Consider the following 25,871-nt stretch of genomic DNA (forward strand, 5'->3'; position numbering starts at 1 on the left):
CCGTGACCGGCGATCGGCGGCTGAGGTCGGGGCTGGGGCGCCGGCCGCTGGGGCCGGCGCCCGGCCGCCGTGGTCAGCGGCTGAAGTCCCAGCGGCTCGCGCCGTGCGGCTCGGCCGAGGCGACCGCGATCGCCCGGGTGAGCGCGAGCCGATACAGCAGCCACGGCGCCGGTCCGGCGCTCGGCGCCATGAACGGCGCGTTGTACCCGCCGTCTTCGACCGTCGCGGGCCAGCCGCCTTCGCGGTAGACCGCCGCCACCCGCTCGAGGGTGGCGGGATCGGCGACGTGCTCGGCCTCGCCTTCCATGGTGAGGTCGAGGCCGTTCAGGCGCACCGAAACGCTGCACGCCGGGTTCGTCGCGAGGTTGCGGGCCCGGCGCGTGCCGGCTCCGCTCACGAAGTACAGCGTGTCGTCGACCCAGATCGCGCCGACGCCGGCGGCGTGCGGCCGGCCGTCGGGGCGGACGGTCCCGACGAAGAACGTCAGGTTCTCCTTCGGGGTCTGGGTCGCGAGGAGGTCGCGAGCCCGGCTCCACGGCAGCGCCGGGTTCCCGTTCTGGTCGAGGTTCTTGGTGCTCGTCGGTTCAGTCATGCTTACGCGTCGAACGGGACGACGGCGGATCGACACGCGGCGAGAGTTTTCTCGCCGCCGGGGTCGTTGTCGCTGGTGGCGGGCACGATCGCCAGCTCGTCGATCCCCGCTTCGGCGTACTCCCGCGCCTTCGCGGCGATCTCCGCCGGCGAGCCCAGCAGGCCCACCGTCGCGATCGCCTCCACCGGCACCGCCGCCAGCAGCTCACGCGGGTGCGGCCGCGTCCGCGCGAAGTCGACCAGGTCGCCGAACCCCGCCGCGCGGAACATCTCGCCGTAGCCCGGCGCCGCCAGGTAGCCGACCACGCCGCGACGCAGCTGTTCGAGCGCCGCCGGGTCCGGATCGACCGCGCCGACCACCCACGCGGCCACCGGCGGCGGCGTGGTTCCCGCGCGCGCAGCCGCCTCCCGCAGCCCAGCGACCAAGGTCGCCGCCGCGGCCGGGCTCACCAGGTTCACCACCATGCGGTCGGCGTGCCGTGCGGCGACGTCGAGGGCGCGCGGGCCGAACGCGGCGATCGTCAGCGGGGATTTCGGCGCGGCCAGCCGCAACCGGTACCCCTGGGAACCGACCACCGATCCGTCCACAGTGGACTTCTCGCCGGAAACCAGCTGCCGCACGGCGATCGCCGACTCCGCCAGGGCGGTCGCGGCCCGGGCCCGGGACCGGCCGTGCCACCCGCGCACCACGACGTCGCTGGACGTGCCGAGCGCGACGCCGGTCGTCCGGCCGGTCAGCGCCGCGACCGACGCGACGCCCATCGCGATCGTCGCCGGGTCCCGCACCGTCACCGCCAGCGGCCCGAAGGTCAGCGACAGAGACGAAGTCACCGCACCGATCGCGGTCCCCAGCGCGAACGCGTCCCACGTCGCCATCTCGCCGATCCACAGCTCCGGGTACCCGGCGGCCTCGGCGGCGCGCGCGGTGTCCAGCGCCTCCTCCGGCGGGCGGTCCTGCCAGAGCCCCAGCGACACCGAAAGCCTCATGCGGTGACCACCAGGGTGACGACCGTGGTGAACGAGCCGCCGACGTTGAGCGTCAACGCCGTACTCGCGCCCTCCACCTGCGTCTCGCCCGCCTTCCCGGTCACCTGCCGCGTGACGTCGTGCAGCATCCGGACGCCGGTCGCGCCGACCGGGTGACCCAGCCCGATCAGGCCGCCACCGGGGTTGATCCCGGCCGCGTCGAGGCCGCCGTCGGCGATGAACCTGCCGCCGTCCCCGGGCGGCGCGACGCCGAGGTGCTCCAGCGCGACCAGCCCGGTGATCGTGAAGCAGTCGTGCAGTTCGACGACGTCGAGCGCGTCCGGCCCGGCCACGCCCGCGCGCTCGTAGGCGTCGACGACCGCGCCGCGCAGGTGCGGGAACAGGTACTCGCCATCGGACGCCAGCTTCTCGGCGAGGCCGATGTGGGAGGTCCGGTGGCCGAACCCGGCGATGCGCGGGAAGCCGCCGCCGAGCCGCTCGGCGAACGCGGGCGAGGCCAGCAGGACCGCCGCGGCGCCGTCGGTGATCCGGCCGCAGTCCTGCTTGCGCAGGCTGCCCTCGATCACCGGGTTCAGCTCGTCGTCGGGCCCGAACGCGCCGGCCGGGAAGCGCCAGTCGCGGGCCTGGGCGAGCGGATTCCTGGCCGCGCGGTCGAAAGCGTGCGACGCGAACTGCCCGAGGTGGTCCGGGTCGAGGCCGTAGCGCGAGTCGTACGCGGAAGCAACGTCGGCGAAGAGCGCGGGCCACGGGAACTTCGCGGCGACGGCTTCGTGCCCGGCCCACGCGGCGGACCCGAGGTGCTCGGCGGCGCGCTGCCCGTCGACGTTGCGCATCAGCTCGACCCCGACCACGAGCGCCAGGTCGTAGCGGCCCGCCTCGAGGTCGGCGCACGCGGCGAGGACGGCGGTGCTGCCGGACGCGCACGCGGCTTCGTGCCGGGTCGACGGCACGCCGTCCAGCTCCGGCACCGCGGCCACCAGCAGCCCGCCCAGTTGAGCTTGCCCGGTGAACAGCTCGGCCGCGAGGTTGCCGACGTGCGCGACCCCGACGTCGGCCGCCGTCACACCGGCGTCCGCGAGGGCGGCGGGCACGACCTCGGCGAACAGCTCGAGGATCCCGCGCCCCTCCTTCGCGTAGTTGCGCGCGAAGTCGGTCTGCGCCCCGCCCAGCACGAACACGGTCATGGCCTCACTCCAGACTTTCCCTCAGCTGCCGCTTGAGGATCTTCCCCACCGGGTTGCGGGGCAAGGCGTCGGCGTACTCGAGGCGTTCCGGCAGCTTGAACGCGGCCACCTTCTTCTCGCGCAGGTACGCGACCAGCTCGTCGAGCGACGGCTTCCGCGCGCCCGGCACGACGATCGCGCACACCCGCTCCCCCATGACGTCGTCGGGCACGCCGACGACCCCGACGTCGGCGACGTCCGGGTGCCCGGCCAGCAGGCCTTCGACCTCGGCGGGCGAGATGTTCATGCCGCCGCGGATGACCAGGTCCTTCATCCGGTCGACGTACCGGAGGAACTCCCCGCGCTCCCCGGCGATCTCGAAGACGTCGCCGGTGCGGAAGTGCCCGTCGTCGTCGAACGACGACGTGTCCAGCGGCTCGCCCTTCTCCCTGAGGTAGCCGGCGAACACCGTCGGCCCCGCGATGTGCAGCTCACCGGGCCGCCCGGGTTCGGTCACGTGCTCGCCGGTCACCGGGTCGTGCAGCCGCACCGACGTCCAGCCGGCGACGGGCGTCGACCACGTGACATCCGAGGCGTAGTTCGGGAAGTAGCTCGCCCGCTGGTCCGGGTCCGGGATGTCGACCGGGCCGGACAGCAGCGCGGTGCCTTCGTTGGAGCCGAAGAAGTTGATGATGTCGATGCCGTACCGCTCGGCCCAGGTGCGCACGAGCCACGGCGAGAGCGGCGCCGAGCCGGACCCGATCTTCCGCAGGGCGGCGATGTCCACTCCGGACAGGATCTTTTCGTTGTGCAGCAGCATGGTCAGCAACGCCGGTGGCGCCAGCGTGTACGTCACGCGTTCGGCCGCCAGCTGCCCCAGGAACACCGGCAGGTCGAACGGGTGGTGCGGGACGAACACGGCGCCGGTCAGCAGCCACGGCAGGAACATCCCGCCGATGCCGGCCATGTTCGTCATGGGGAACGGCGACAGCAGGACGTCGTCGCGGGTCATCCCGGCGGCCTGGGCGCAGCCGGCGGCCGTCGCGAGCCAGTCGCCGTGGCAGCGCGGGACCGCCTTCGGCTCGGCTTCGGTGCCGGACGTCCAGCAGATCGTGACGCAGTCGTCGACGTCGGTGTCCAGTGTGGACAGGTGGTCGTCCAAAGCAGACTTCTCCGCTGTGGACAGTGGTTCTTCGGGCCAGGCCAGGGCGCCGGCCGGTTCGTCGTCCCCCCGGGCGACGACGAACCGGACCGACGGCGCCGCAGCGCCTAGCCCAAGGGCCGCCCCGGCGAGCTCGTGCTCGCCGTATCTGGATGCGGTCACCACCGCGACGGCCCCGGTGCGCCGGCACATCGGACCCATCTCGTGCTCCCGGTAGGACACCGGGAACGGGGTGACCACGGCACCGAGCCGGACGATCGCGAGGAACGCCTGGACCAGGGCCGAGCAGTTCGGCAGCTGCACGGCCACGACGTCACCTGCTCGCACCCCTCTGGCGAGCAGGAACGCGGCCAGGACGTCGACACGTTCGTCGAGCCGGTTCCAGGTCCACCGCACCGGGTCGCGTCCGACCAGTGCGGCGGTGTTCGGTGGATCGACCAGCGCGAGACCCTCCGGGTCGGCACTGACCCGCTCCTTCACGAGCCGGTCGATCGTCTCCGCACTCCACCATCCCCGCGCCCGGAAATCCCGGGCGCGACCCTCTCGATGGCATCTCATGAACGGAGGTTTTCCAGCTGGTCCGCCCGGACCCAGGTCGCGTGAAAACCGAGCGGAACCCGCTGGGGCAACAGGACCCTGGCCACGGGTCCGGCAGCGAGCTCGGCGGCGTCGAAGATGTCCAGTTCCGAGCGTCCATCACGCTCGTCCTGCACGAACGTCACCAGGTAACCGTCCGCCGAATCGACGGATGCGCCATCGCGGGGTGCGAAGGGCGCCTCACTGCCCCACCGACCTGGACCGAACCGGTATTCGGTCTTGGAGCCGGCAAGATTGTCGTAGCGCACGAGCCCGTCGAACTTCAGCGTCGACTCGGGCGAGATGTGCACCGCGTAGGAGTACCGGTTCCGCGCGCCGACCCTGCGGGAGTCGACGGTCGGGAACTCGGTGTTGGCGTCGTCGAGCGGCGTCTCGCGGCACGCGCCGGTCCGCAGGTCGAAGCGGTAGCGGTGCAGCTGGGCGTCGAGGCGCAGGTAGGAGAGCATCTTCGCGAGCGGCGTGTGCGCGTCGGCCCGCGGGGCGGGCTTGCGCACGCGGCAGACGTCGAGGATGACCTCGTCGCCCTCTTCCCAGGCGTTGACGACGTGGTAGATGTAGCACGGGCTCGCTTCGAACCACCTGATCTGGCTACCGTCTCCGTAGCGTGGCAGTACGCCGAAGCGGCTCGGCATCGAGCGGTCGAAGTGCAGCTTGTGGCGGCCCTGTTTCGCGGCCTGGAGGTCCTGGACCAGCGGCAGGTCCATCAGCACCGCGTAGTGCTCGGTGATGGCCATGTCGTGCGGCAGGCGCGGGCCGGGCAGCTCGATCTCGGTGCTCTTGACGACCTGGCCGTCGGCGCTGATCACGCCGTAGCGCAGGTAGGGCGGCCGCGGGCCGTAGTCGAACCAGAACAGCTCGCCGGTGGCCTCGTCCACCTTGGGGTGGGCCATCATGTCGCCGACCAGCGTGCCGAGGAAGTCTTCGGCGCCCAGCGTCTCGAGCGAGAGCGGGTCGATGCCGTACGGCGAGCCGCACAGGTACCAGGTCGCGAGGACGCGGCCGCGGTGGAAGACGACGTCGGTGTTGGCGTTGTCCTTGAGGCCCAGGCCGTGGGTGTTGCCGAAGGGGTTGCCCTTCGGGTTCTCCATGACGCCGGTCCAGAGGCCCTTGCCGGCCTCGGACTCGGCCTCGAAGGCCTTCGTGCGGACCCAGCGGTTGCGGTAGCGCGCCTTGCCGTTCTCCAGGTGGACGGCGTGGATCATGCCGTCGCCGTCGAACCAGTGGTAGCGGCCTTCCGGGGCGAACCGCGGGTTGGGGCCGTTGCGCAGGTAGACGCCGTTGAGGTCCTTCGGGATCTCGCCGATGACCTGCAGGTCTTCCGCGTCGATCTCGGTGTCGACCGGGGCGTAGACGCCGAGCAGGTAGGGGTTGGCCTCGCCGGTGTCCGCCGTCCGGGCCACCATCAGCGGCTGTTCGGAGGTGCTGGTCATCGGGCTTCTCCCTGGATGTCGGGCTCACCGCGCTGGCTGATGGGGATGAGACTATGATTTGTGTAGTCAGGTGTCAATAGGCTTCTTTTGCTGTAGTCAGGTGTACGCTGAGGCAGCGAGTTACAAGGGGGATTTCGGTGACCGAGGCGACCGCACAACGCATCCGGCCGGCGGGTGATCCGCTCCGGAGAGCCCTCGAACTGGTCGGTGACCAGTGGACGCTGCTCATCCTGCAGAGCCTGTTCCTGCGCTTCCGGCGGTACGAGGAGCTGCGCCTGCGGCTGGGCATCTCGCCGACGGCGTTGTCCGGGCGGCTGCGGGACATGGTGGAAGCGGGCATGCTCACGCGCGTGCCGTACCGGGACGCGCGGCGCACGCGGCACGAGTACCGGCTCACCGAGCGCGGCCTGCAGCTGTGGCCGCTGCTGATTTCGATCTGGGCCTGGGAGCGCGAGTGGGTCGAAGGCCGCCGCGAGGTGCTGCCGACGCTCATCCACCTCGACTGCGAGCTGGCTACATCAGCGCCCCTCGGCTGCGGGGCGTGCGGCCGCCGGGTCGACGCCCGTGACGTGCGGGCTTCGCGGCTCGACAGCACCGGCGTCGCGGCGGCGACGGCGTCCAAGCGCTTCCGCCGCAAGGACGCGGAATCCCTGGCCGGCGACCCGATGATGTTCTTCCCCGACACGATGGAGCTGCTCGGCGACCGCTGGTCGACGGGGCTTCTGGTGTCCGCGCTGCTCGGCTGCCGGCACTTCTCGGAGTTCGAGCGGGAGCTGGGGATCGGGCCGAGTGTGCTGTCGGCCCGGCTGAGCAAGCTCGTCGAGGTCGGCGTGCTGCGCACCGGCACGGCCAAGACCCGCACGGACGCGCGCGACTACCGGATGACGGCGAAGGGGCTGGCGTTCTTCCCGGCGCTGGCGTTCATCGCGGAGTGGTCGCGCGGGTTCGAGGTGGCGGGCCAGGAGCCGGACATCACGCTGCACCACGTCGAATGCGGCAACCGGCTGCAGCCGATGCTGCTGTGCGACCACTGCGGCCGGCCGCTGACCCGCAAGTCGGTGCAGTTCGGCGGAGTGCCGACCCCCAAACGCTGAGCGGGTGACCAAATCGACTCGCCAAGCGGTTTGTCTGATGCCAGGCTGGAGCGGTCACACGTCGTCAGTTCCGGAGGTAAGCATGAGTGAACCGAATCCGTCGCCCAGCGGCGAGGAGGACGACGTCAAGCGCAAGTTCCGGGAGGCGCTGGAGCGCAAGCAGGCCCACACGCGCTCGGGCGCATCCCACGAGAACGGCGGCGGCAAGAACCAGCACGCCCACGGCCCGGCGGCCAACAAGAGGACGTTCCGCCGCAAGAGCGGCTGAGGTTTCCGCCTCGAAGGCCCCCACCTGCTCAGGGTGGGGGCCTTCGTCGTGGTTACGGCGTGAACTCGCCCAGGTGCTCCAGCACCACGAACTCGCTCGCCGGGCTCGCCGCCGCCACCGCTTTGCGCAGCACCTCCAAGCCGCCGTTGGGATCTTTCGCCTGGCCGAGCGGCAGGTCGAAGTCGTCCCAGTGCGTTGCCGCCACGTGCGCGGGGTTGCCGAGCGTGCGCAGGAGCCTCGGCACGTACTGCGTCACCTTCGCGCCGCCCACCGGCACGCACACCACGTCCGGGCGCAGCCCCGCCAGCTCGGACTCCACGTAGTTCGAGCCGCCGAAGTCCAGGACGCTCGCCCCGCCGCCGGTCACCTGGTACGCCAGCGTTCCGCCCTCGAGCAGGTCCTCGATCACCCGGGGGCGATCCCGGCGGGACAGCGGCCGCGAACCGGGGAACGGCACCCGGGCCCGTTCGCCCGTCGCCGAGTGCAGGGACCGCAGGACGCGGATCGAGTAGCCGTCGAACGTCAGGTCCTCGCCGCCGCTCGCGATCGACAGCTGGTCCTCCGGCGCGCCCAGTGCCGCCATGAGACTCAAATGGGTCTCGGTGCCGACCACCGTCGCTCCGGTGCGTTGGGCCAGGTAGGGGACGTCGGTGAGGTGGTCGTAGTGGCCGTGCGTCACGAGGATGTGGTCCGCGCGCAGCTCGCCGCGGTCGACGTAGCCGTCGATCAGCGCCTTGTTCACCGAGAGCGGGGTGCGCGGGTCCGCGCCCGCCGGCGTGTACGTGCCGGTCTTGAACCGCGTCAGCCACGGGTCGATGAGGACCGTCTTGGTCCCGGTCGAGCCCGGCACGCGGATCTCCCAGCCGTTGTTCCCCCACCACCGCAGCGTCATCCGCGACGTCCCCTGGCGCACCGGCGCCGCCGAAGCCGCCGAAACCCCGGCGAGGATCGTGGCCGCCGCCGCGCCCGCGCCGAACAGCCCCCGTCTGCTGAGTCCTGTGTTCATGACGCGCACTCGACCACGGCCCCGGCGGCGCTGTCCAAGATCGGGACGTCGGCATGTCGATATGCGGACGGGTATCGTCGCAGCGTGGACCACCTCCGTTCGCTGCGCTACTTCCTCGTCGTGGCCGAAGAACTGCACTTCGGCCGCGCCGCCGATCGGCTCGGCATGGCGCAGCCGCCGCTCAGTCAGCGGGTGAAGCGGCTCGAAGCCGAGCTGGGCGCGAAGCTGTTCGACCGCGGCCGCCGCGTCACGCTCACCGAGGCCGGCGAAGTGCTGCGCGCCGAGGCCCGCGACCTGCTGAGCCGCTGGGACCGCATGACAGCGCTGGTCGCGAAGGCCGAGCGCGGCGAGATGGACGCCCTGCGCGCGGGCGTGCCGCCGGAGCTGCCGGGACGGGTGCTCGCCGCGATCCTGACGAAGTTCGCCGACGAGTGCCCGGCGGTCCGGCTCGACCTGCAGGAGCTGACCACCGCCGAGCAGACGCGGCTCCTGGCCGACCGCGAGCTCGACGCCGGGCTCCTGCAGCTGCCGGTGGACGTGGTGGGACTGGACCTCGGCCCGGCCGTCGACACACCGCTGGGCGTGGTGCTCCCCCGGGATTCGCCGCTGGCCCGCGCTTCCTCGCTGTCGCTGGCCGACCTGGCGGGCGAAGGCCTGGTGCACGCGCCCCGCGCGGCGGCGCCGGGGAGCTACGACGCGCTGCTGCGCACGTGCTGGGACCACGGCTTCCGCCCGGCCGCGGTCCGGCACGCCCGCAACCCGGAGTTCGCGCTCGGCCTGGTCCTGGCCGGGCACGGGGTGGCGTTCGAGCCGCGCGCCCGCAAGGAGCCGCGGGTGGTCTGGCGGCCGCTGGCCGACCAGGTCCTCCGGGAACGGATGGCGTTCGCCTGGCCCTCGACGAGCCCGCACCCGCAGGCGGCGAAGCTGGCCGAGATCGCGGCGGGGGTGCTCCGGGACGACGGGGTTTCGCGCCTGGTGCCACCGGACCCGGGCGGCGCGCGGCCGTGGGACGTGTTCTACGAGCGCAGCTGACGGCGGCTTGGGGCATCACGCGTGATCCGGCGGGCATCACGCGTGTTTGGAAGGGCATTACGGGGAGCGCAGCTGATCCACCGCTGCTCGCGCCGCGTTGCCGATTGCTCGGTCGATGTCCGGGCGTCGCAACGTCTCCGCTCCGCCTGCCGTGAACACCGCCACCGCGTACGCCTGCCCGTCCGGGTACGTCGCGATGCCGATCTCGTTGCGGATCCCCGGCATCGTGCCCGTCTTGGCCGCCACGGCCACCTCCGGCGGGAACCCCGCCGTCAGCCGGTGCCAGCTCACCTGTGCCGACATCCACTCCAGGACCTGCGCCCCCGGTCCGGGGTCATTCCAGATCGCCGCCAGCAAAGAAGTCATCTCCCGCGCCGTGGTCGACGAAGTCCGCAATGGATCCAGCGCCCGCAAGGGAACTCCCGCGGCCGTGTCGTCGATGATCGTGCGCAGCAGATCACGCGGTGCGCCGATGACCGACGTCCGGGACAAGCCCAGCTCCGCCAGCAACGACCGCACGTTCTCCACGCCCACCCGGTCGAACAGCAGGTCCGCGGCCGTGTTGTCCGACACCGACAACGCCAGCAGCGCCGTGTCTCGCAGACTGTACGAAACGTCGTCGGCGAACCCCGCCGAGCCGCTGCCGCCCAGGCGGTCGGCCGCCGAAGCGTGCACCCGGTCCGTCGGGTCGAGCTGGCCCGCCGCCACCTGCCGGGCGAACTCGAACGCCAGTGCCACCTTCACCACCGAAGCCAGCACGACCGGCGCGTCGGCGTCGACCTCGACGGAGGCAGCGGAACCGAGACGGCGGGCGTGCAGGAACCCCCGCACGCCCGCCGCCGCGAAAATCTCCTCAGGACTCACACGGTCATGATGGACCGCAGCCGCCCGACCTCCGCCATCCGGCGCTCCGCGAGGCGGTCGGCCGCCGTCGCCGGGGGCACGCCGTCGGTTTCCGCCAGTGCGAACACGGCCTTCGTCGTGTCGAAGATGGCCGTCGTCTTGCGCTTGGCGCGCTCGAAGTTGAAGCCGTGGCGCTCGTCGTCGACCTGGATCACGCCGCCGGCGTTGACCAGGTAGTCCGGCGCGTACAGGACACCGCGGTCGGCGAGCTGCTTGTCGATGCCGGCGTGCGCGAGCTGGTTGTTCGCCGCACCGCAGACGATGCGAGCACCCAGCACCGGCACCGTCGTGTCGTTCAGGACGCCGCCGAGCGCGCACGGCGCGAAGACGTCCAGTTCCGCCCGCAGCAGGGTGTCCACATCGGACACGACCTGAACGGAAGGGTAGATCGAGTGGGTGCGCGAGATCGCCGGCTCGTAGACGTCGGTGATGGTCACCTGCGCGCCCGCGTCCACGAGGTGCCCGACGAGGATGTGCCCGACCTTGCCGACGCCCGCCACGCCAACGCGCTTGCCGGCCAGGTCCGGGCTGCCCCAGAGGTGCTCGGCCGAGGCACGCATGCCCTGGAACACGCCGAACGCCGTCAGCACGGAGGAGTCGCCGGCGCCGCCGTCCTCGGGCGAGCGGCCGGTGACGAAGTCGGATTCGCGGGCGACGACGTCCATGTCCTGCACGTAGGTGCCCACGTCGCACGCTGTGATGTAGCGGCCGCCCAGGGACTGCACGAAACGCCCGTACGCGCGCAACAGCGCTTCGGACTTGAGCGTCTTCGGGTCGCCGAGGATGACGGCCTTGCCGCCGCCGAGGTCGAGCCCGGCCAGCGCGTTCTTGTACGCCATGCCCTTGGACAGCGCGAGCACGTCGTCGAGCGCGTCCGCTTCGGTGGCGTAGGGGTGGAAGCGCGTCCCGCCCAGTGCGGGTCCGAGCGCGGTGGAGTAGATGCCGATGATGGCCTTCAGGCCACTGGCCTGGTCGTGGCAATACACGACCTGTTCGTGCCCGGTGCCCCGGGCGAACACTCCTTCGGTCACGGTGGTGACTCCTTTGTCTCCCGCGCCCGGTTCGTGGCCGGGACGCGCTTCAAGGGTGGCAGGAGGCCGGGGCGGAGGTCGTCCGCCCGAGTGCTTCCCGGCACCAACCTAGATCCTCTCCGCCCGGGGAACCAGCAGAGGTCCCGGGATACGGACGAGTAACCGATCTTGCGGGGGTCCGGGGTGGTTTGCCCCCCGGCCGGGGTCCGGGGCTCGGCCCCGGAAGGCACAGCGGAGATCAGCCGCGGACCACCTTGCCGAGTGCGGTCATCGCCGTCTCGAGCTGCGTGTCGGAGAGGTACGGCGCCGGCCCGAAGCGCAGGTACGGCCCCCGGCTGTCGGTGCAGACCCCCTGGGCGGCAAGCGCCGCCTGCAGGCCGCCGGCGTCGGCACAGCGCAGCGAGAGGAACCCGCCGAGCCGGTCCAAGGGCACCGAGCGATCCCGCGTGACGACGTCCTCCGGGAGGGCGAGCGCATCGAACACCGACGCGAGCAGGCCCACCTGGTGCTGCGAGACCTCGCGCAGGAACTCCGGCGTGAGGCCCTGCTCGGCGAAGAACCGCTGGACCCGGGCGCCACGGTAGTGGCTGGCCGGGTCGTAGGTGGCGCCGGCGAACCGGTCGCCTCCCATCGCGTACGGCACCGCGCCGGGGTGGCGCTCGTCGGCGAGCGCGCCGAACTCCGCGTACCAGCCGGTGATCACCGGCCGCAGCTCCTGGGCGTGCGCGGGCAGCCGCAGGAAGCAGTTGCCCTCGCCGAGCTGCAGGTACTTGTAGCCGCCGCCGAGCACCCAGGCGTTGGTGAGCCCGAGGTCGTGCAGCGGGAACGGCACGACGCCGAGCGCGTGGTAGGCGTCGACGACGAGCTCGATGGACCGGGCGCGGCACGAGTCGGCCAGGTGCGCGAGCCCCGGCACCAGCCGCGACGTCTCGAACAGCACGGCCGAGACGAGTACCGCGGCGGTGTTGTCGTCCACTTCGGCGGCGACGCGCTCGGCGAGCGTCGTGACCGGGTCCAGGGGCACCCGGACGACCTCGACGCCCTCCTCTTCGAGGCGGGCGAGCTGGCGGCGCAGGGTGTGGAACTCGCCGTCGGTGGTGACCAGGCGCGGTCTTCGCGGCAGCTCCATCGCCGAGAGGAAGCGCAGCACCAGGTCGTGCGTGCTCGCGCCGAGGGCGTACTCGCCGTGCGGGTCGCCGAGCAGCAGGCGGAACCCCGCGCGCAGCTCGTCGGCCTTCGCGAAGGCACGCTCCCACTTCTCGTCGACGTCGCGGGCGGCGTCCGTGAAGGACTCCCGCAAGCCCTCCTCGGCGACGTCGGGCCACGCCTGGTGCGAGTGCCCGGACAGCAGCAGGCGTTCGGCGACCCCGAACCGGGAGTAATGCGGGGCGAGCGCGTTGTGGTCACCGCGCAGGTCGTCCAAAGTGGTCACAGTCGGCTCCGTACGGCCCAGAGATCCGGGAACATCGGCTGGAAGAGCGTGGTACGCAGGTAGGTCGCGCCGGATGATCCTCCCGTCCCGGTCTTGTCGCCGATGGTGCGTTCGACCATCTTCACGTGCCGGTAGCGCCACTCCTGCATCCCTTCATCGAGATCCACCAGACATTCCGCGACGACCGACGGTCCGCCGTCGTCGCTGTACACGTCCAGCAATATCGCCTGCAGGGCCGGGGAGGGCTCCACCGGTCGAGTGACGTCTCGGTCACACCCGACCGCGTAGCCAGAAACCTTGAGGTACGCGAGAAAAGAGTCGAACAACGACGGTCGCGCCATCGCTTCGGCAATGCGTTTCCGCTGCTCGCCCCCTTCGGGGTAGTGCGCGAACACGCGCTCGTCACGCCGCCCGAGCACGGCTTCCAGCTCGCGGAACTGGGCCGACTGGAAGCCGCTCGAAGCGTCCAAACGGGTGCGGAAACTCGTGAACTGGCTGGGGGTCATGGTTTCCAGCACGTCGATCTGCGCGACGGCGACCTTGAGGATCGTCAGGATCCGCCGCAGGATCCGGATCGAGTGCGCGGTGTTCCCCTTTTCCAGGTTGCGCTGGAGGAACTCGGCCTCGTGCAGGATCTGCTTGAACCACAGCTCGTACACCTGGTGGATCACGATGAACAGCAGCTCGTCGTGCTCGTCCGAACGCGGGCGCTGGGCCTCCAGCACCTCGTCCAGCGCGAGGTACGAGGTGTAGCTCAGAGCTTCCTGAGTCGCTTGGCTGGTTTCGGTCATCCCTGGGTCACCTCGTCGAAATGGCGCTGAGCGGCCGGAGCCAGCGCGGTGTACAGATCGTGGAACAACTCGACCGCCGCCGCCCGGTGATCCGGCGCGGGCACCAGGTCGGCGGGCAGTTCGGGGTCGAGCGACGGGAACGCGCGGAACGTGTGCACCAGCCGCGTGCGGACGTCGAACGCGGTCTTGTCGGGCAGCTCCGCGCCGGCGTGCCCGCCGAACTGCCCGACGAACGCCGTGTAGCGCGCGGCGAGGTCGTCGAGGTCCCAGGCCCGGCCGGCGAAGCGGCGGACGTCGAGCGCGGCCGAGGGCCGGCCGAGCAGCAGCCCGGCGTGCTCGGTGACGTCCAGTTCGCCCAGCAGGGCGACGACCTCGGCCTCGCGGTCGTGCGGGGCGATCCAGGTGCCGTCCTGGTAGGGCCCGAAGCCGAGGAACCGCAGCCGTCTGACCAGGCGTTCCCGCGCCTGGCGGCGGCTCTCCGGGATGCTCTGCCACAGCACGGTCCACTCGCCGGCGGGGCGCTCGCGGCGGCCGAGGGAGAAGATCCGGTGGTCACCGTCGGCGAGCAGCGTGATGGTGCGGCGGGTCAGCGAGTAGTGCACGGTGCGGCCCTCGCGGTGGCGCTGGAGCAGGCCGCGGCGCACCACGCGGGTGAGCGCGATCCGGGCCGCGCCGTCGGAGAAGCCCAGCTCGGCGAGGGCTGCGACCAGGCCGCCCGACCACACCCGGCGGGTTTCGCGCGGGTGCACGTAGCTGCCCAGCAACGTCACGACCAGCTCCTGGGGGCTGGCGTCGAAGGCGTCTCCGGGCATGGCGCAACTCTATACACCTCAGGCCGCTGCGGTGTAGCTTGAATTGCGTGACGTACTTCGCGGACCTCAGCTCGCGGCAGGTCGCGGCCCTGGCGGACGGCGGCCGCACGCCGGTGCTGCTGCTCCCCCTCGGCGCGATCGAGCCGCACGGCCCGCACGCGCCGCTGGGCACCGACCCGCTGATCTCGCGCGGGATGTGCGAGCGCGCGGCCGAGCGGCTGGCGGCCGATGACGACGTCCACGTGCTGGTGCTGCCCGAGGTGCCCTACGGCGTGACGCGGTTCGCGGCCGGGTTCGCCGGCGGGGTCCACATCGGCGAGGAGACGCTGCACTCGCTGCTCGTCGACATCGGGGCGGCGCTGATCGGCCAGCGGCTCCGGCGGATCCTGCTGGTCAACAACCACTTCGAGCCCGCGCACCTGGTCACGCTGCGGCGTGCGGCCGAGACGCTGAACTTCGCCTACGACGGCCGCGTCGCGCTGCTCGACCTGGTCCGGCGGCGGCACGCGCAGCGGCTGACCGAGGAGTTCCGCTCGGGCGAGTGCCACGCGGGCCGCTACGAGACGTCGCTCGTGCTGGCCGACCGGCCCGAACTGGTCGACCAGCCGCTGATGCGGACGTTGCCGCACGTGCCGGTGAGTCTTGCTTCGGCTCCTTCCGATGGTGGCTTCGCCGAGATGGGGATGACCGAGGCGTACTGCGGTTCACCGGCCGAGGCGACCTCGGAAGAGGGCATCGAGACGTTCTCGACCTTGACCGACCTGCTGGTGGAAGCGATCCGGGAGCTGGCCCGTGACTGAGCCGTTCAACCTCGCCACGCACTTCCTCGACCGGCACGTGGCTTCGGGGCGGGGCGATCGGACCGCCCTGGTCGTCGGGGATCGGTCGGTGAGTTACGCGGAACTCGCGCGGCTGGCCAACCGCGTCGGCAACGTGCTGCTCGACGCCGGGGTCCGAAGAGGACAGCGCGTGCTGCTGGCGTTGAGCGACGGCGACGAGTTCGTCGCGACCTGGTACGGCGCGCAGAAGATCGGCGCGGTCACCGCCGAGGTCTACCCGTTCCTGCAGCCCAAGGACTACGCGTACTACCTCGGCTACACCGAGGCCGTCGCGGTGATCGCGGACGCCGTCACGCTGCCCGCTCTTCGCGAGGCGGGCGCTACCGGGCTCTTGGTCACCGGGGTGCCCGAAGACGAGCTGCTGCCGGGCGAACGTCCCTTCCGGTCCCTCGTGGACGCGGCGCCGGACGCTTTGGAAGCCGCACCGACCACTGTGGACGATGTCGGGATCTGGAAGTTCACCACGGGCAGCACCGGCGCGCCCAAGGCGTGCGTACATCCCTTGCGCAGTGCGAAAGAGAGCTTCGAGCGGTACGCCGTCCAGGTGCTCGGGCTGCAGGAAGACGACCGCGTGCTCGCCGTGCCCAAGCTGTTCTTCGGCTATGCGCGCGACCTGGTGGCGCTGTTCCCGTTCGGCGTCGGCGCGGCCGGGATCGCCTTCCCCGAGCGCAGCACGGCGGACCTGATGTTCGAACTGATCGCGCGATACCGCCCAACGGTGCTGGTGAACGTGCCGACGATGATGAGCGCGATGGTCGCGCACCCGGACGCGGCGGCGCAGGACCTGAGCTGCCTGCGGATGACGACGTCGGCCGGCGAGGCGCTGCCGCCGGAGCTGCACCGGAAGTGGGACGCGATGTTCGGGGTGCCGGTGGTCGACGGGATCGGCTCGTCCGAGGCGTACCACATCTACCTGTCGAACCGCCCGGGCTCGGCGCGGCCCGGAACGCTCGGCACCGAGGTGCCCGGCTACCACGCGCAGGTTGTCGACGAACTCGGGAATCCGCTGCCCGACGGGGAAATCGGGCCGCTGCGGGTCACCGGGCCGACGATCGCACTGGAGTACTTCGGCGACGCCGAGAAATCGGCGCGGACGTTCGATGGCGACACACTGACGTCCGGTGACCTCTTCAGCCGTTCCGACGGGTTCTTCCGGCACCACGGCCGGGCGGACGCGCTGCTCAAGGTCGGCGGGGTGTTCGTCGCGCCCGGCGAGATCGAGGACTGCCTGCTCGGGCACCCTTCGGTGGTCGACTGCGCGGTGGTCGGCCAGGACGTCGGCGGCCTCATCGTGCCGCGCGCGTACGTGGTGGTGCGCGCCCCGGTGACCGCGGACGAGCTGAAGAACCACGCGAAAGCCCGGCTGGCCAAGCACAAGTATCCCCGCGAAGTGGTGTTCATGACGGAACTTCCCCGCACGGCCAACGGAAAGCTCGACCGGCGTGCCCTGGCGGGCCGGTCGTGAGCCGCCTGGTCGTGGTCACCGGCGGCACCCGCGGCATCGGCGCGGCGATCGCCGCCCGGTTCGCCGCCTCCGGAGACACCGTGCTCGCGCCGGGTCGCGCCGAATGCGACGTCACCGACGAGGACGCCGTCGCGGCCTACTTCGCGGCGGCGGGCCCGGTGGACGTGCTGGTGAACAACGCCGGGATTTCTTCGAGCGCCCCGCTTTCGAAGACTTCGCTGGACGACTGGCGGGCGCAGATCGAGGTCAACGCGACCGGCGCGTTCCTGTGCACCCGCGCGGTGCTGCCGGGGATGCGCTCGCGGGACCGCGGCCGGATCGTCACGGTGGCGTCGACGGCGTCGCACGTCGGCTACCGCTACACGGCCGGGTACACGGCGTCGAAGCACGCGGCGGCCGGGCTGATGCGGGCGGTCGCGGCGGAGCTGGCCGGCACCGGCGTCACGGCGAACGCGGTCTGCCCGGCGTTCGTCCGCACGGACATGACGGCGACTTCGGTGGCGCGGATCCAGGAGCGCACCGGGCGTTCCGTGGACGACGCGGAGTCGGCGCTGGCGGCGGCGTCCCCGCTCGGCCGGCTCCTGGAACCTTCGGAGGTGGCGTTCGCCGTCTCCTTCCTGGCGGCACCCGAAGCCGCCGCGATCAACGGCCAGACCCTCGTACTCGACGGCGGAGGAATCCAGACATGAGCCCGTTCCGCGCGACCGCACCGCTGACGAAGGAGTGGGACCACTTCGGGTTCTCGGTGGACGACGGCGTCGCCACGGTGACGTTCACCCGGCCGGAGAAGCTGAACGCGCTGACGTTCGACGTCTACGCCGACCTGCGGGACCTGGTGCTGGAGCTGCCGCAGCACGAGGACGTGCGGGTGCTGGTGATCACCGGGCAGGGCCGCGGGTTCTGCTCCGGCGGCGACGTCGAGGAGATCATCGGCGAGCTGCAGAAGTTCGAGACGGCCCAGCTGCTGGAGTTCACCCGCATGACGGGCGCGGTGGTGAAGGCGCTGCGCGAATGCCCGCTGCCGGTGATCGCGGCGGTCAACGGCGTCGCGGCGGGCGCGGGCTCGGTGATCGCCCTGGCGAGCGACTTCCGGCTGCTGGCGGAGTCGGCGAAGTTCGCGTTCCTGTTCACGAAGGTGGGCTTGGCGGGGGCCGACATGGGTTCGGCATATCTTTTGCCGCGGCTGGTGGGCTTGGGGCGCGCAACGGAACTGCTGATCCTGGGCGACAAGCTGCCGGCCGCCCGGGCGCTGGAGATCGGGCTGGCTTCGCAGGTGGTGCCGGATGCCGACTTGCCTTCTGTCGCTACGGCCTTGGCCCGACGGCTGGCGGACGGCCCGGCGCTGGCGTACGCGACTACGAAGGTGCTGCTGACGCGCGAGCTGGACATGGACCTGGGCAGTGCGATCGAGCTGGAAGCGATGACCCAGGCCCTGCTGATGACGGCAAAGGACCACAAGGAGTTCTACGCGGCGTGGTCCGCGGGCCGCGAGCCACGCTGGACCGGGCGCTAGAGCCGGGTCACCGCGATCGCGTCCTCCTCCAGCGAACCGAAGTACAGCTTCCCCTGCCACTCGCGCACGCCCACCAGCATGTGGAAGCCGTCGATCTCGCCGCGGAACTCTCGCTCCACCTTGCCGTCCGGGGACACCCCCAGGACGCCGACCTCGCGGCCCGGGCTCGGCTGCAGGGACGTCGGGAGCGCCCGGACGCCGGCTCGCAGGAACGCCGGCAGGCGGCGGACCACGTCCAGGGCCGGCACGCGTGGGGATGCCTGGGTGATCCAGATCAGCCCGTCCGAGCCCGTCGAAATGTTGTCCGGGAAGCCCCACAGGTTCTCGATCAAAGGATCGACGTGACCGTCCGAAAGGCGGACGCGGGACACGCTGAACGCGCCCGTCTCCGCCACCGCCACGAACGACTCGTCCGGGGGCAGCGCCACTCCGTTGGCGAACTGGAGGCCGTCCAGGAGCAGGTCGATCGAGCCGTCCGGGGAGCGCCGGAGGAGCCTGCCGCCGCCCGTCTGCTCGATCAGGTCGTCGCGCCAGTTGTCGATGCCGAAGCGGCGGGACGAGTCCGTGAAGTACACCGTCCCGTCGGCCGCCACCGCCGCGTTGTTGCAAAACACGAAGTCGAGACCCAACGCGGACGTCGCCAGGACCGAAGGCGTGCCGCCCGACAGCGGCACCACCAAGAGCCCGGCCCGCGCGTCGCAGATCAGCAGCTCGTCCTCGCCGTACAGCTCCAGCCCGAGCGGCCGCCCGCCCGTGTCGGCGATGACGTCGATGCGCCGGCCGTCCGGCGACACGCGCAGGATGCGCCCGTCGTCGACGCCGGCGTAGATCCGGCCTTCGCCGTCGACCACGACGTCTTCCGGGCCGTGCCCGTTGACCGGGATGACCGTGACCTCGCCGAACCGCATCGGACGTCTCCTACCGGTAGGTCAGCAGCGAAGCCGCTTCGGCCTCGAAGTGCGGGTGTTCGTTGAAGGACAGCATAGTGACGCCGCCGCGGCCGGACACCAGCTTCGTGATGCCGCCGTTGACCGTGACGCGGTTGAGCTTGAGCAGCCCGGTTTCGGGGGTTCCCATCAGCAGGCCGCAGATCGTGGCGATCACGCCGCCGGAGGTGAACACGACCGCGTGCTCGCCCTTGCCCAGCGACGCCACCAGGTCCGTGAGGCCTTCGCGGCAGCGCGCGAGGAACGCGGGCCACGTCTCGGCGCACGGACCGCCGTCGCCCGCCGAAATCCACGCCGTCAGCGCCGCGTCCAGAAGCCCCTGGTACGCACGGGAATCCTCCTGCGGCGCGCCTCCGGCGTGGTGCCGCGCGATGTCGACGTGGTCGTACTCGTTCCAGCGCGGGTCCTCGACGACCGGGACGTCGGTGCCGACGACCTTGAGCGCCGTCGCCGCGGTGTCCCGCTGCCGCGCGAGCGTTCCCGACCGGACCTGGCTGAAGGAGACGCTGCGCCGCAACAGTTCCGCACCGACCACAGTGGACTGCTCGAAGCCGCGCGGCGACAGCGCGTCGTAGTCCTCCGCGCCGAACGACGCCTGCCCGTGCCGGACCAGGTAGATCGCGCCCACTCAGACCCTCCCCTTCGCGATGATCTCCCGGCAGCGCCAGTCGAGGTAGCCGACGAACTGCCAGAAGTCCTTGAACGCCGGGTTGCGGGTGGCGCCGTCGTGGTAGCGGCGGTACAGCTGCTGCAGCACCGCGGCGAGCCGGAACAGGCCGTAGACCTCGTAGAACCGCCAGTCGTCGATGGAAAGCCCGGTCTTCTCGGCGTACCGCGCGACGAACTCCTCGCGCGTGAACGTCCCGGGCAGGTGCGTCGGCTGGCGGCGGCTCGCCTGCATGACGTCGTCGTCATCGGCCTGGACCCAGTAGGCGAGCATGCTGCCCAGCTCCATCAGCGGGTCGCCGAGCGTGGCCATCTCCCAATCCAGGACGCCGGTGATGTTCAGCGTCTCCGGGCCGTCGAGGACCAGGTTGTCGAGGCGGTAGTCGTTGTGGATCAGGCAGATCTTGACCTCGGCTGGCTGGTTCTCGGCCAGCCACGTGCGGACCTCGGCGAAGTCGCCGACGTTGTCCGTGCGCGCCGCGACGTACCGGTCCGACCAGCCGCGGATCTGCCGTTCGACGTACCCCGCGCCCTTGCCGAGGTCGGCCAGCCCGGCCTTCTCGACGTCGACGGCGTGCAGGTCGACGAGCCGGTCGACGACCTTGCCGGACAGCGCCCGCGCCTGCTCCGGGGTCAGCGTCATGCCCTCGGGGAGGTCGCCGCGCAGGATCAGGCCGTCGAGCTTCTCCATGACGTAGAAGTCGCCGCCGAGCACGGCCGGGTCGTCGCCGAACGCCAGCATCCGCGGCACGTACGGGAACACCGGCCGCAGCGCGTGCTGCACCCGGTACTCGCGCCGCATGTCGTGCGCGGACGCCGCCTTGTGGCCGGCGGGCGGGCGGCGCAGGATCAGCTCGCGGTCCGGGTAGGTCAGCAGGTACGTCAGGTTCGACGCGCCACCGGGGAACTGCCGGACGCTCGGCGGCTCGTCGCCGAGGCCCTCGACCCGCGCGGCCAGCCAGGCGTGCACCGCGGCGGCGTCGAAGGCGTCTTCCTCACGCACCTCGACGGTGGTCACGCGAACCTCCGCAGGATCGAGGCCGGCACCACGCGCATCGCGAGGCTCAGCGGCACCCACGGCCACGCCGGGACGTAGGCTCGCGCCCGCTCGGCCTCGACCGCCTTGACCAGCGCCCGCGCGCCGCTCTCGGCCTTGGCCAGCAACGGGTTCCGGCCGATCCGGTCGTTCATCTCCGACTCGATGTAGCCGGGCCGGATGTCGGTGACGGTGATGCCCTTGCGCTTGAGCTCCAGCCGGGTGCCGTCGACGAACGCCGAGATCCCGGCCTTCGACGCGGCGTACGCGGTGAGGTTGCCCGGCAGGCCGCGGATGGCGCTGAACGACGACACGACGGCGAGGTGCCCGGCGCCCTGCGCGCGGAAGATCCCGGCGGCGGCCTCGATCTGGGCGGCGGCCGCGACGAAGTTGACCTCGAGGGTCTGCCGGTTGGCGTCGAACCGGCCCTTCCCGACCGGCTGGCCCTTCCCGAGCCCGGCGTTCACTATCACCCGGTCGAGGGACCCCAGCTCGGCGCGGAACTCCTCGAAGACGGTGAAGACGCTGTCGTGGTCGGTGACGTCGAGCTTGCGCGTGACGACCGTGATCCCGGGGTGCGCCGCGGTCAGGTCGGCCGCCAGCTTCTCGAGCCGGTCGGTGCGCCGCGCGCACAACGCCAGGTTGCGCCCCTTGGCGGCGAACCGGCGGGCCATGCCTTCGCCCAAACCGCTGCTCGCGCCGGTGATCAGGATGTTCTTCCGGACCGTCATGGACGGGATGCTACCCGGAAGTAATAAGACCGGTGGCCCGGCGCTGGGGGCGTCGCCGGGCCACCGGTCATCGCGCGGCCGCCCGGCCGGTCGCACAACGCGGCCGGGTGAGCCGGAGCCGTTGTCCACGGCTGTCGCCCGCTCCCGGATGGGCCGTGAGGGGGAGGCGGAGCCACCGGCGCGGGCAAGTCATACAAGCGCGTCCGCCCAGGCCGGGGCAATGGTTCACAGTTGCCAGTACTAGCCCGTTCGCCCGAGTGGACGCCGCGTCCCCGGCCACCGGCCACCTCGGCCGACGGGCTGGCGGACACTGCTAACGTGCACCGTGTCGGGGATCGTCGGGGGACGTTACGGGGCGGGTCGGCAATGGCGGGCAGCACGGCGGGCGGTCAGCAGGGTGAGCGCACCGCGTTCGCCACCCACCTGCGCGCGGCGATCGCGACCAGCGGGCTCTCCCTCGACCGGATCCAGGCGCGGCTGCGCGCCCGCGGCGTCGTCGTCAGCGTCACCGCCCTCAGTTATTGGCAGTCCGGCAAGCGCCAGCCCGAGCGGCAGAGCTCGCTCTCGGCCGTCCGCACGCTGGAAGAAATCCTCGACGTCCCCGCCGGGTCCCTGCTCGGGCTGCTGCCGCCGCCCCGGCCCCGCGGTGGTGCCGGGAAGCGCCAGGCGGGCGGCGAGCCCCTGACGTTCCCCCTCGAAACGCTCCAGCCGCTGCTGGACAAGGTCGGCGCGCCGGACGCCCTCGAGCGCCAGCACCCGCTCAAGCTGGTCGGGCTGCACGACCTGTGCGAAATCGCCGCGGACGGCGGCCAGCGCGCGGTCACCGCGCGGGCGGTGTTCCAGGCCGGCGCGGACGGCCAGGACCGCTGGCTGCTCGTCTACACCCAGGACGACCCGGCCGCCGGCGCGCCGGAGCTGCACGCGGTGCGCAACTGCCGGGTCGGGCGCGCCGAGACCGACGAGGCGCACGGCCTGATCGTCGCCGAGCTGATCTTCGACCAGCCGATCGACCGCGGCGAGACGCACCTGATCGAGTACACGCTGACCAACGGCGGGCCGCCGTACCCGGAGTGCCGCAACACGTACTACCGCGAGTTCCGGCGCCCGGTGCGGGAGTACCTGCTGGAGGTCCGGTTCGCCCCGGGCACGGCCCCCGAGCGCTGCTGGCAGTACGCCCGCAACGGCGCAACCGGCACCCGCCGCCAGCTCAAGCTCGACGGCGGCGACGGCGTGCACGCGGTGGCGCTGGACTTCGGCCCCGGCGTCTTCGGCATCGACTGGGACTGACGTACCCAGACTGTCGGCTCGCGTACCCAGACAGTCGGCTCGCGTACCCGGACGGTCGGTTCGTGAGCCGACCCTCCAGGTACGCGAGCCGACCCCTCAGGTACGCGAACCGACCCTTCCGGTACGGCGTCAGCCGAGGTGGGCGGCGGCCGCCGTGGCCAGTTCTGTGCGGTTCGCGATGCCCAGCTTGGCGTAGACGTGCGCGAGGTGCGTCTTCACCGTGCCGCGGCTCATGAACAGGCGGGCGCCGATCTCCGGGTTCGTGCAGCCCTCGGCCGCGAGCTTCACGACCTCGCGCTCGGTCGGCGTCAGGCTGCCCCAGCCGCTCGACGGGCGGCCGCGCGCGCCCCGGGTCCGGCGGACGAACGCGACGACGTCGTCGAGGCTCATCGGCGCTTCGTCCGTCGCCAGCCCGAGCGCCTCCAGCTCGGCCTGGTCCCCGGCGCGCCGGGGAAAGCCCAGGTCAGCGCGGATACGGGACGCCGAAACGAACACCCGGGCGGCGTCGGCCTCGCGGCCGGTGCGGGCGAAGAGCGTGGTCAGCGCGTCCAGGCTGCCCAGGACGCCCAGGCGCAGGCCGTGGTCGACGCGCAGCGTCAGCGCCTCGTGGTGCAGCTCGGCGGCCTGCTCCGGCCCGGCCAGGTACCCCTGCTGGTCCAAGGCGTCGGCCAGGGCCGACCGCAGGCCCCAGCGCCGGGTCAGCTCGACGGCGGTGGCGAGCACCGCCGCGGCCTCGTCGGTGCGGCCCTGCGCACGCAGCACCGCACCGCGTTCGGTGAGCCCCTGCGACGCCAGGTACGTCCCGGGAATGGCTTCGCGTTCGAACCAGCGCGCGGCTTCGTCCCACTCGCCGCGCCGCCGGTGCAGCTCGCCCATCACCCCGGCCATGCCGGGCACGAAGACGTCCCCCGCGGTCTCGAGGAGCCGCAGGAACGGCTCCATCACGCGGAACCCGGCGTCGACGTCGCCGGCCAGGCAGTGCACCATCGCCAGCCGGCACAGCGTCGTGTTGACCCGGTGGAAGTCCCCGAGCGGCGCGGCGACCTCGACGGCGTGCTCGGCCAGTTCGCGCGCCCGCGGCAGATCCGCCGACACGAGCGCGCTCGCCGACCGGGCGCTGAGGACCGTCGAAGCGAGCCCGCGGTCGCCCCGGCGAAGCAGTCCTTCGGCCGCTTCGGCGAGCAGGGGCTCGGATTCGTCGTAGCGGTCGCGAGCGTGGAGGACGATCCCGCGCAGCATCAACGCACTGTCACGCGCGAAGCCGTCGTCTCCCGCGGCTTTCTCGGCTTCGAGGGCGAGGTCCCAGGCAGCGTCAAAGTCCGTGTAGAGATGCCCTAGAGCGGTCAGGGAGAGGCATCGCGCGCGCAACCCCGCTTCGCCGACTTCGGTGGCGATCTCCAGGCCCAGCCGCGCGGCTTCGACATCGAACGGCGCCGTCGTGTCGGCGACCAGCCCCATCCCGGTCAGCAGCCGCGCCTGCAACGGGGAACGCTCGTCCGGACAGCGGGCGACCGCGCGCTTCAGGTACGCCAGGCCTTCGTGGCCGCGGCCCCGCAGGTTCCACAGCCACGCGACGGCGGCGGCGAGCCGGCGGCCTCGCGTGGGATCTTCCTTACCCAGCCCCCATTCCAGGGCCGCGCGGAAGTTGTCGCGCTCCGGTTCCACCCGCGCGCGCCAGGCGTCCTTGTCCAGGTCGAGGTCGGGTTCGGCGGCCTCGGCGAGGGCGAGGAAGTGGTCGAGGTGCCGGTCGCGGACGGCGTCGGCCTCCCCTGCCTCGGCCAGCCGGGCCGCCGCGTACTCGCGCAGGGTCTCCAGCAGCCGGTAGCGGCCGTTTTCGGCCAGCACCAAGGACTTGTCGACGAGCCGGCCCAGCGCGGGCAGCACGGCCGGGCCGCCGGCCGCGTCCAGGGTGAACCCGCCGGCGAACACCGCAAGCCGGCGGAACACCGCGCGGTCTTCGTCGTCGAGCTGGTCGTGGCTCCACGCGAGGGACGCGGCGAGGGTCTGCTGCCGGGCCGGCACGCCGCGCGGGCCGCGGGTGAGCAGGGCGAACCGGTCGTCGAGGCCGGCGTCGATCTGGTGCGGGGTCAGGGTTCCGAGCCACGCGGCGGCGAGCTCGACGGCCAGCGGGATGCCGTCGAGCCGCGTGCAGACCGACCGGACGGCGGCCGCGCTCGACGTGTCCAAAGTGAACAGTGGCCGGACCGCGCCGGCCCGTTCGACGAACAGCGCGACGGCCTCCTCGACGGCCAGCGGCGGCACCCGCCACACCGTCTCCCCCGGCACTCCCAGGGGTTCCCGGCTGGTCGTCAGCACCGCGACCTCGGGACAGGACCGGAGCAGCGCGACGGCGAGGTCCGCGACGCCGTCGAGGACCTGTTCGCAGTTGTCGAGGCAGAGCAGGACACGCCGGTCGCGCAGCTCCGTCGCGACCGAGCGCGCGGCGCCCGCGTGCGGCTCCACCGGCACGACGAGCGTCGCGGCGACCAGCTCGGCGACCTCGGCGCGGCCGCTGACGGCGTCGAGTTCGACCCACCACACGCCGTCGGGCCAGCGCCCGGCCGCGGCGGCGGCGACCTGGGCGGCCAGCCGCGTCTTGCCACTGCCGCCCGGCCCGGCGAGCGTGACGAGCCTGCCACCGGCCAGCCGGCCTCGGACCTCGCCGGCCTCGGTCTCGCGCCCGACGAACCCGGTCAGCTGCACCGGCAGGTTGTTCGGGACCGCGTCGAGCGAGCGCAGCGGCGCGGGGGTGCCGCCGAGCTGGAAGATCCGCTCGGGCGCGGTGAGGTCCGGCAGCCGGTGGACGCCGAGGTCGTGCAGCGTGACGCCGGTCAGGGCCGCGGCGGCGGGCGCCGAGACGAGCGTCCGGCCGTCGCCGGCCAGCTCCCGCAGCTGTTCGCAGCGACGGACGGCGGGGCCGGTGGGCGTGCCGTCGTCGCGGACCAGCGCTTCGCCGGTGTGCAGGGCGGCGGGCCCGCCGTTCAGGTTCTTGAGCGCTTCGCCGGGCGTCGTGAAGACAGCCGGGGGCGCGTCACCGGCGCACAGGATCGTGACCGTGCCCGTGGGGAGGAGGTTCGTCTCGGTCATG

General features: G+C 72.1%; 24 protein-coding genes. 8 read left to right on the top strand and 16 right to left on the bottom strand.

The window, feature by feature from the left end:
* Positions 1–73: 73 nt before the first annotated feature.
* Genes QSK39_RS00245 through QSK39_RS00265 form a run of 5 tightly spaced genes read right to left on the bottom strand, consistent with a single transcriptional unit; the run spans position 74 to position 5,930 of the window.
* The gene (locus QSK39_RS00245) at positions 74–592 is read right to left on the bottom strand and encodes a pyridoxamine 5'-phosphate oxidase family protein (RefSeq protein WP_285475625.1); all 519 of its coding nucleotides are present in this window, start codon (positions 590–592) and stop codon (positions 74–76) included.
* Positions 593–594: 2 nt separating this feature from the next.
* On the bottom strand, positions 595–1,578 hold the full coding sequence (locus QSK39_RS00250) for an LLM class F420-dependent oxidoreductase (protein ID WP_285475626.1): 984 nt from the start codon (positions 1,576–1,578) through the stop codon (positions 595–597).
* On the bottom strand, positions 1,575–2,762 hold the full coding sequence (locus tag QSK39_RS00255; protein ID WP_285475627.1) for an acetyl-CoA acetyltransferase: 1,188 nt from the start codon (positions 2,760–2,762) through the stop codon (positions 1,575–1,577). Before QSK39_RS00255 ends, QSK39_RS00250 begins: the two co-directional genes overlap by 4 nt.
* Positions 2,763–2,766: 4 nt before the next feature.
* Positions 2,767–4,461 (bottom strand): class I adenylate-forming enzyme family protein, encoded by a 1,695-nt coding sequence (locus QSK39_RS00260; RefSeq protein ID WP_353051027.1) that lies wholly within the window; start codon positions 4,459–4,461, stop codon positions 2,767–2,769.
* Positions 4,458–5,930, bottom strand: a complete 1,473-nt coding sequence (locus QSK39_RS00265) for a carotenoid oxygenase family protein (protein ID WP_285475629.1) — start codon at positions 5,928–5,930, stop codon at positions 4,458–4,460. Before QSK39_RS00265 ends, QSK39_RS00260 begins: the two co-directional genes overlap by 4 nt.
* Positions 5,931–6,067: 137 nt before the next feature.
* Between QSK39_RS00265 and QSK39_RS00270 the strand changes: the two genes are divergently transcribed.
* Both QSK39_RS00270 and QSK39_RS00275 read left to right on the top strand, forming a co-directional pair.
* Positions 6,068–7,024 (top strand): winged helix-turn-helix transcriptional regulator, encoded by a 957-nt coding sequence (locus QSK39_RS00270; RefSeq protein WP_284740955.1) that lies wholly within the window; start codon positions 6,068–6,070, stop codon positions 7,022–7,024.
* Between the two features lie 82 nt (positions 7,025–7,106).
* On the top strand, positions 7,107–7,292 hold the full coding sequence (locus QSK39_RS00275; RefSeq protein ID WP_285475630.1) for a DUF5302 domain-containing protein: 186 nt from the start codon (positions 7,107–7,109) through the stop codon (positions 7,290–7,292).
* A gap of 52 nt (positions 7,293–7,344) precedes the next feature.
* Here QSK39_RS00275 and QSK39_RS00280 read toward each other — a convergent pair whose 3' ends face one another.
* Positions 7,345–8,298 (bottom strand): MBL fold metallo-hydrolase, encoded by a 954-nt coding sequence (locus QSK39_RS00280; protein ID WP_285475631.1) that lies wholly within the window; start codon positions 8,296–8,298, stop codon positions 7,345–7,347.
* 84 nt (positions 8,299–8,382) lie between these two features.
* On the opposite strand from QSK39_RS00280, the gene QSK39_RS00285 reads away from it, so the two are divergent.
* Positions 8,383–9,330, top strand: coding sequence for a LysR substrate-binding domain-containing protein (locus QSK39_RS00285; protein ID WP_285475632.1), 948 nt, complete (start codon positions 8,383–8,385; stop codon positions 9,328–9,330).
* Between the two features lie 57 nt (positions 9,331–9,387).
* On the opposite strand, the gene QSK39_RS00290 is transcribed toward QSK39_RS00285, so the two are convergent.
* The 5 genes from QSK39_RS00290 to QSK39_RS00310 form a co-directional block, all read right to left on the bottom strand.
* Positions 9,388–10,194 carry a serine hydrolase gene (locus QSK39_RS00290; RefSeq protein ID WP_285475633.1) on the bottom strand — a complete coding sequence of 269 codons (807 nt, stop codon included), beginning with the start codon at positions 10,192–10,194 and terminating at the stop codon, positions 9,388–9,390.
* Positions 10,191–11,264, bottom strand: coding sequence for a Glu/Leu/Phe/Val dehydrogenase dimerization domain-containing protein (locus tag QSK39_RS00295; RefSeq protein WP_285475634.1), 1,074 nt, complete (start codon positions 11,262–11,264; stop codon positions 10,191–10,193). Before QSK39_RS00295 ends, QSK39_RS00290 begins: the two co-directional genes overlap by 4 nt.
* Positions 11,265–11,502: 238 nt before the next feature.
* Positions 11,503–12,696, bottom strand: a complete 1,194-nt coding sequence (locus QSK39_RS00300; protein WP_285475635.1) for a kynureninase — start codon at positions 12,694–12,696, stop codon at positions 11,503–11,505.
* A complete protein-coding gene (locus QSK39_RS00305; RefSeq protein ID WP_285475636.1) occupies positions 12,693–13,487 on the bottom strand; it encodes a tryptophan 2,3-dioxygenase in 795 nt (264 codons plus the stop codon). The genes QSK39_RS00300 and QSK39_RS00305 overlap by 4 nt, the downstream gene beginning before the upstream one ends.
* Positions 13,484–14,299, bottom strand: a complete 816-nt coding sequence (locus tag QSK39_RS00310) for a PaaX family transcriptional regulator (protein ID WP_285475637.1) — start codon at positions 14,297–14,299, stop codon at positions 13,484–13,486. The genes QSK39_RS00305 and QSK39_RS00310 overlap by 4 nt, the downstream gene beginning before the upstream one ends.
* Before the next feature lie 47 nt (positions 14,300–14,346).
* Here QSK39_RS00310 and QSK39_RS00315 point away from each other — a divergent pair, with 47 nt between their 5' ends.
* The 4 genes from QSK39_RS00315 to QSK39_RS00330 are packed head-to-tail and all read left to right on the top strand — an operon-like array spanning position 14,347 to position 18,116.
* On the top strand, positions 14,347–15,099 hold the full coding sequence (locus QSK39_RS00315) for a creatininase family protein (protein ID WP_285475638.1): 753 nt from the start codon (positions 14,347–14,349) through the stop codon (positions 15,097–15,099).
* Entirely contained in the window at positions 15,092–16,603 is a 1,512-nt protein-coding gene (locus QSK39_RS00320) for a benzoate-CoA ligase family protein (RefSeq protein WP_285475639.1), read from the top strand. Before QSK39_RS00315 ends, QSK39_RS00320 begins: the two co-directional genes overlap by 8 nt.
* Complete coding sequence (locus QSK39_RS00325) at positions 16,600–17,292, top strand: SDR family NAD(P)-dependent oxidoreductase (protein WP_285475640.1); 693 nt, start codon at positions 16,600–16,602, stop codon at positions 17,290–17,292. The genes QSK39_RS00320 and QSK39_RS00325 overlap by 4 nt, the downstream gene beginning before the upstream one ends.
* A complete protein-coding gene (locus QSK39_RS00330; RefSeq protein WP_285475641.1) occupies positions 17,289–18,116 on the top strand; it encodes an enoyl-CoA hydratase family protein in 828 nt (275 codons plus the stop codon). Before QSK39_RS00325 ends, QSK39_RS00330 begins: the two co-directional genes overlap by 4 nt.
* Here QSK39_RS00330 and QSK39_RS00335 read toward each other — a convergent pair.
* From QSK39_RS00335 to QSK39_RS00350, 4 genes are read right to left on the bottom strand one after another with little or no spacing between them, the layout of a single operon-like run.
* Positions 18,113–19,024, bottom strand: coding sequence for an SMP-30/gluconolactonase/LRE family protein (locus QSK39_RS00335; RefSeq protein ID WP_285475642.1), 912 nt, complete (start codon positions 19,022–19,024; stop codon positions 18,113–18,115). The two genes, QSK39_RS00330 and QSK39_RS00335, sit on opposite strands and share 4 nt — an antisense overlap.
* A 10-nt stretch (positions 19,025–19,034) precedes the next feature.
* The gene (locus QSK39_RS00340; protein WP_285475643.1) at positions 19,035–19,691 is read right to left on the bottom strand and encodes a histidine phosphatase family protein; all 657 of its coding nucleotides are present in this window, start codon (positions 19,689–19,691) and stop codon (positions 19,035–19,037) included.
* Entirely contained in the window at positions 19,692–20,747 is a 1,056-nt protein-coding gene (locus tag QSK39_RS00345; protein WP_285475644.1) for a phosphotransferase family protein, read from the bottom strand.
* A complete protein-coding gene (locus QSK39_RS00350; protein ID WP_285475645.1) occupies positions 20,744–21,496 on the bottom strand; it encodes an SDR family oxidoreductase in 753 nt (250 codons plus the stop codon). Before QSK39_RS00350 ends, QSK39_RS00345 begins: the two co-directional genes overlap by 4 nt.
* A gap of 366 nt (positions 21,497–21,862) precedes the next feature.
* Between QSK39_RS00350 and QSK39_RS00355 the strand changes: the two genes are divergently transcribed.
* Positions 21,863–22,783: a hypothetical protein gene (locus QSK39_RS00355; RefSeq protein ID WP_285475646.1), complete on the top strand. Its 921-nt coding sequence runs from the start codon at positions 21,863–21,865 to the stop codon at positions 22,781–22,783.
* Positions 22,784–22,912: 129 nt separating this feature from the next.
* Here QSK39_RS00355 and QSK39_RS00360 read toward each other — a convergent pair whose 3' ends face one another.
* Positions 22,913–25,870 carry a helix-turn-helix transcriptional regulator gene (locus tag QSK39_RS00360; protein WP_285475647.1) on the bottom strand — a complete coding sequence of 986 codons (2,958 nt, stop codon included), beginning with the start codon at positions 25,868–25,870 and terminating at the stop codon, positions 22,913–22,915.
* Position 25,871: the final 1 nt, after the last annotated feature.

This window comes from Amycolatopsis sp. NBRC 101858, from assembly GCF_030269325.1.
GTDB lineage: Bacteria > Actinomycetota > Actinomycetes > Mycobacteriales > Pseudonocardiaceae > Amycolatopsis > Amycolatopsis ponsaeliensis.

Bases quoted from the DNA above. Each gene is read 5' to 3' on its own strand.
- QSK39_RS00260 (WP_353051027.1), bottom strand. From the start codon at position 4,461: ATGAGATGCCATCGAGAGGGTCGCGCCCGGGATTTCCGGGCGCGGGGA.
- QSK39_RS00330 (WP_285475641.1), top strand. From the start codon at position 17,289: ATGAGCCCGTTCCGCGCGACCGCACCGCTGACGAAGGAGTGGGACCAC.
- QSK39_RS00250 (WP_285475626.1), bottom strand. From the start codon at position 1,578: ATGAGGCTTTCGGTGTCGCTGGGGCTCTGGCAGGACCGCCCGCCGGAG.
- QSK39_RS00245 (WP_285475625.1), bottom strand. From the start codon at position 592: ATGACTGAACCGACGAGCACCAAGAACCTCGACCAGAACGGGAACCCG.
- QSK39_RS00355 (WP_285475646.1), top strand. From the start codon at position 21,863: ATGGCGGGCAGCACGGCGGGCGGTCAGCAGGGTGAGCGCACCGCGTTC.
- QSK39_RS00280 (WP_285475631.1), bottom strand. From the start codon at position 8,298: ATGAACACAGGACTCAGCAGACGGGGGCTGTTCGGCGCGGGCGCGGCG.
- QSK39_RS00275 (WP_285475630.1), top strand. From the start codon at position 7,107: ATGAGTGAACCGAATCCGTCGCCCAGCGGCGAGGAGGACGACGTCAAG.
- QSK39_RS00360 (WP_285475647.1), bottom strand. From the start codon at position 25,870: ATGACCGAGACGAACCTCCTCCCCACGGGCACGGTCACGATCCTGTGC.
- QSK39_RS00350 (WP_285475645.1), bottom strand. From the start codon at position 21,496: ATGACGGTCCGGAAGAACATCCTGATCACCGGCGCGAGCAGCGGTTTG.
- QSK39_RS00255 (WP_285475627.1), bottom strand. From the start codon at position 2,762: ATGACCGTGTTCGTGCTGGGCGGGGCGCAGACCGACTTCGCGCGCAAC.
- QSK39_RS00335 (WP_285475642.1), bottom strand. From the start codon at position 19,024: ATGCGGTTCGGCGAGGTCACGGTCATCCCGGTCAACGGGCACGGCCCG.
- QSK39_RS00305 (WP_285475636.1), bottom strand. From the start codon at position 13,487: ATGACCGAAACCAGCCAAGCGACTCAGGAAGCTCTGAGCTACACCTCG.
- QSK39_RS00265 (WP_285475629.1), bottom strand. From the start codon at position 5,930: ATGACCAGCACCTCCGAACAGCCGCTGATGGTGGCCCGGACGGCGGAC.
- QSK39_RS00310 (WP_285475637.1), bottom strand. From the start codon at position 14,299: ATGCCCGGAGACGCCTTCGACGCCAGCCCCCAGGAGCTGGTCGTGACG.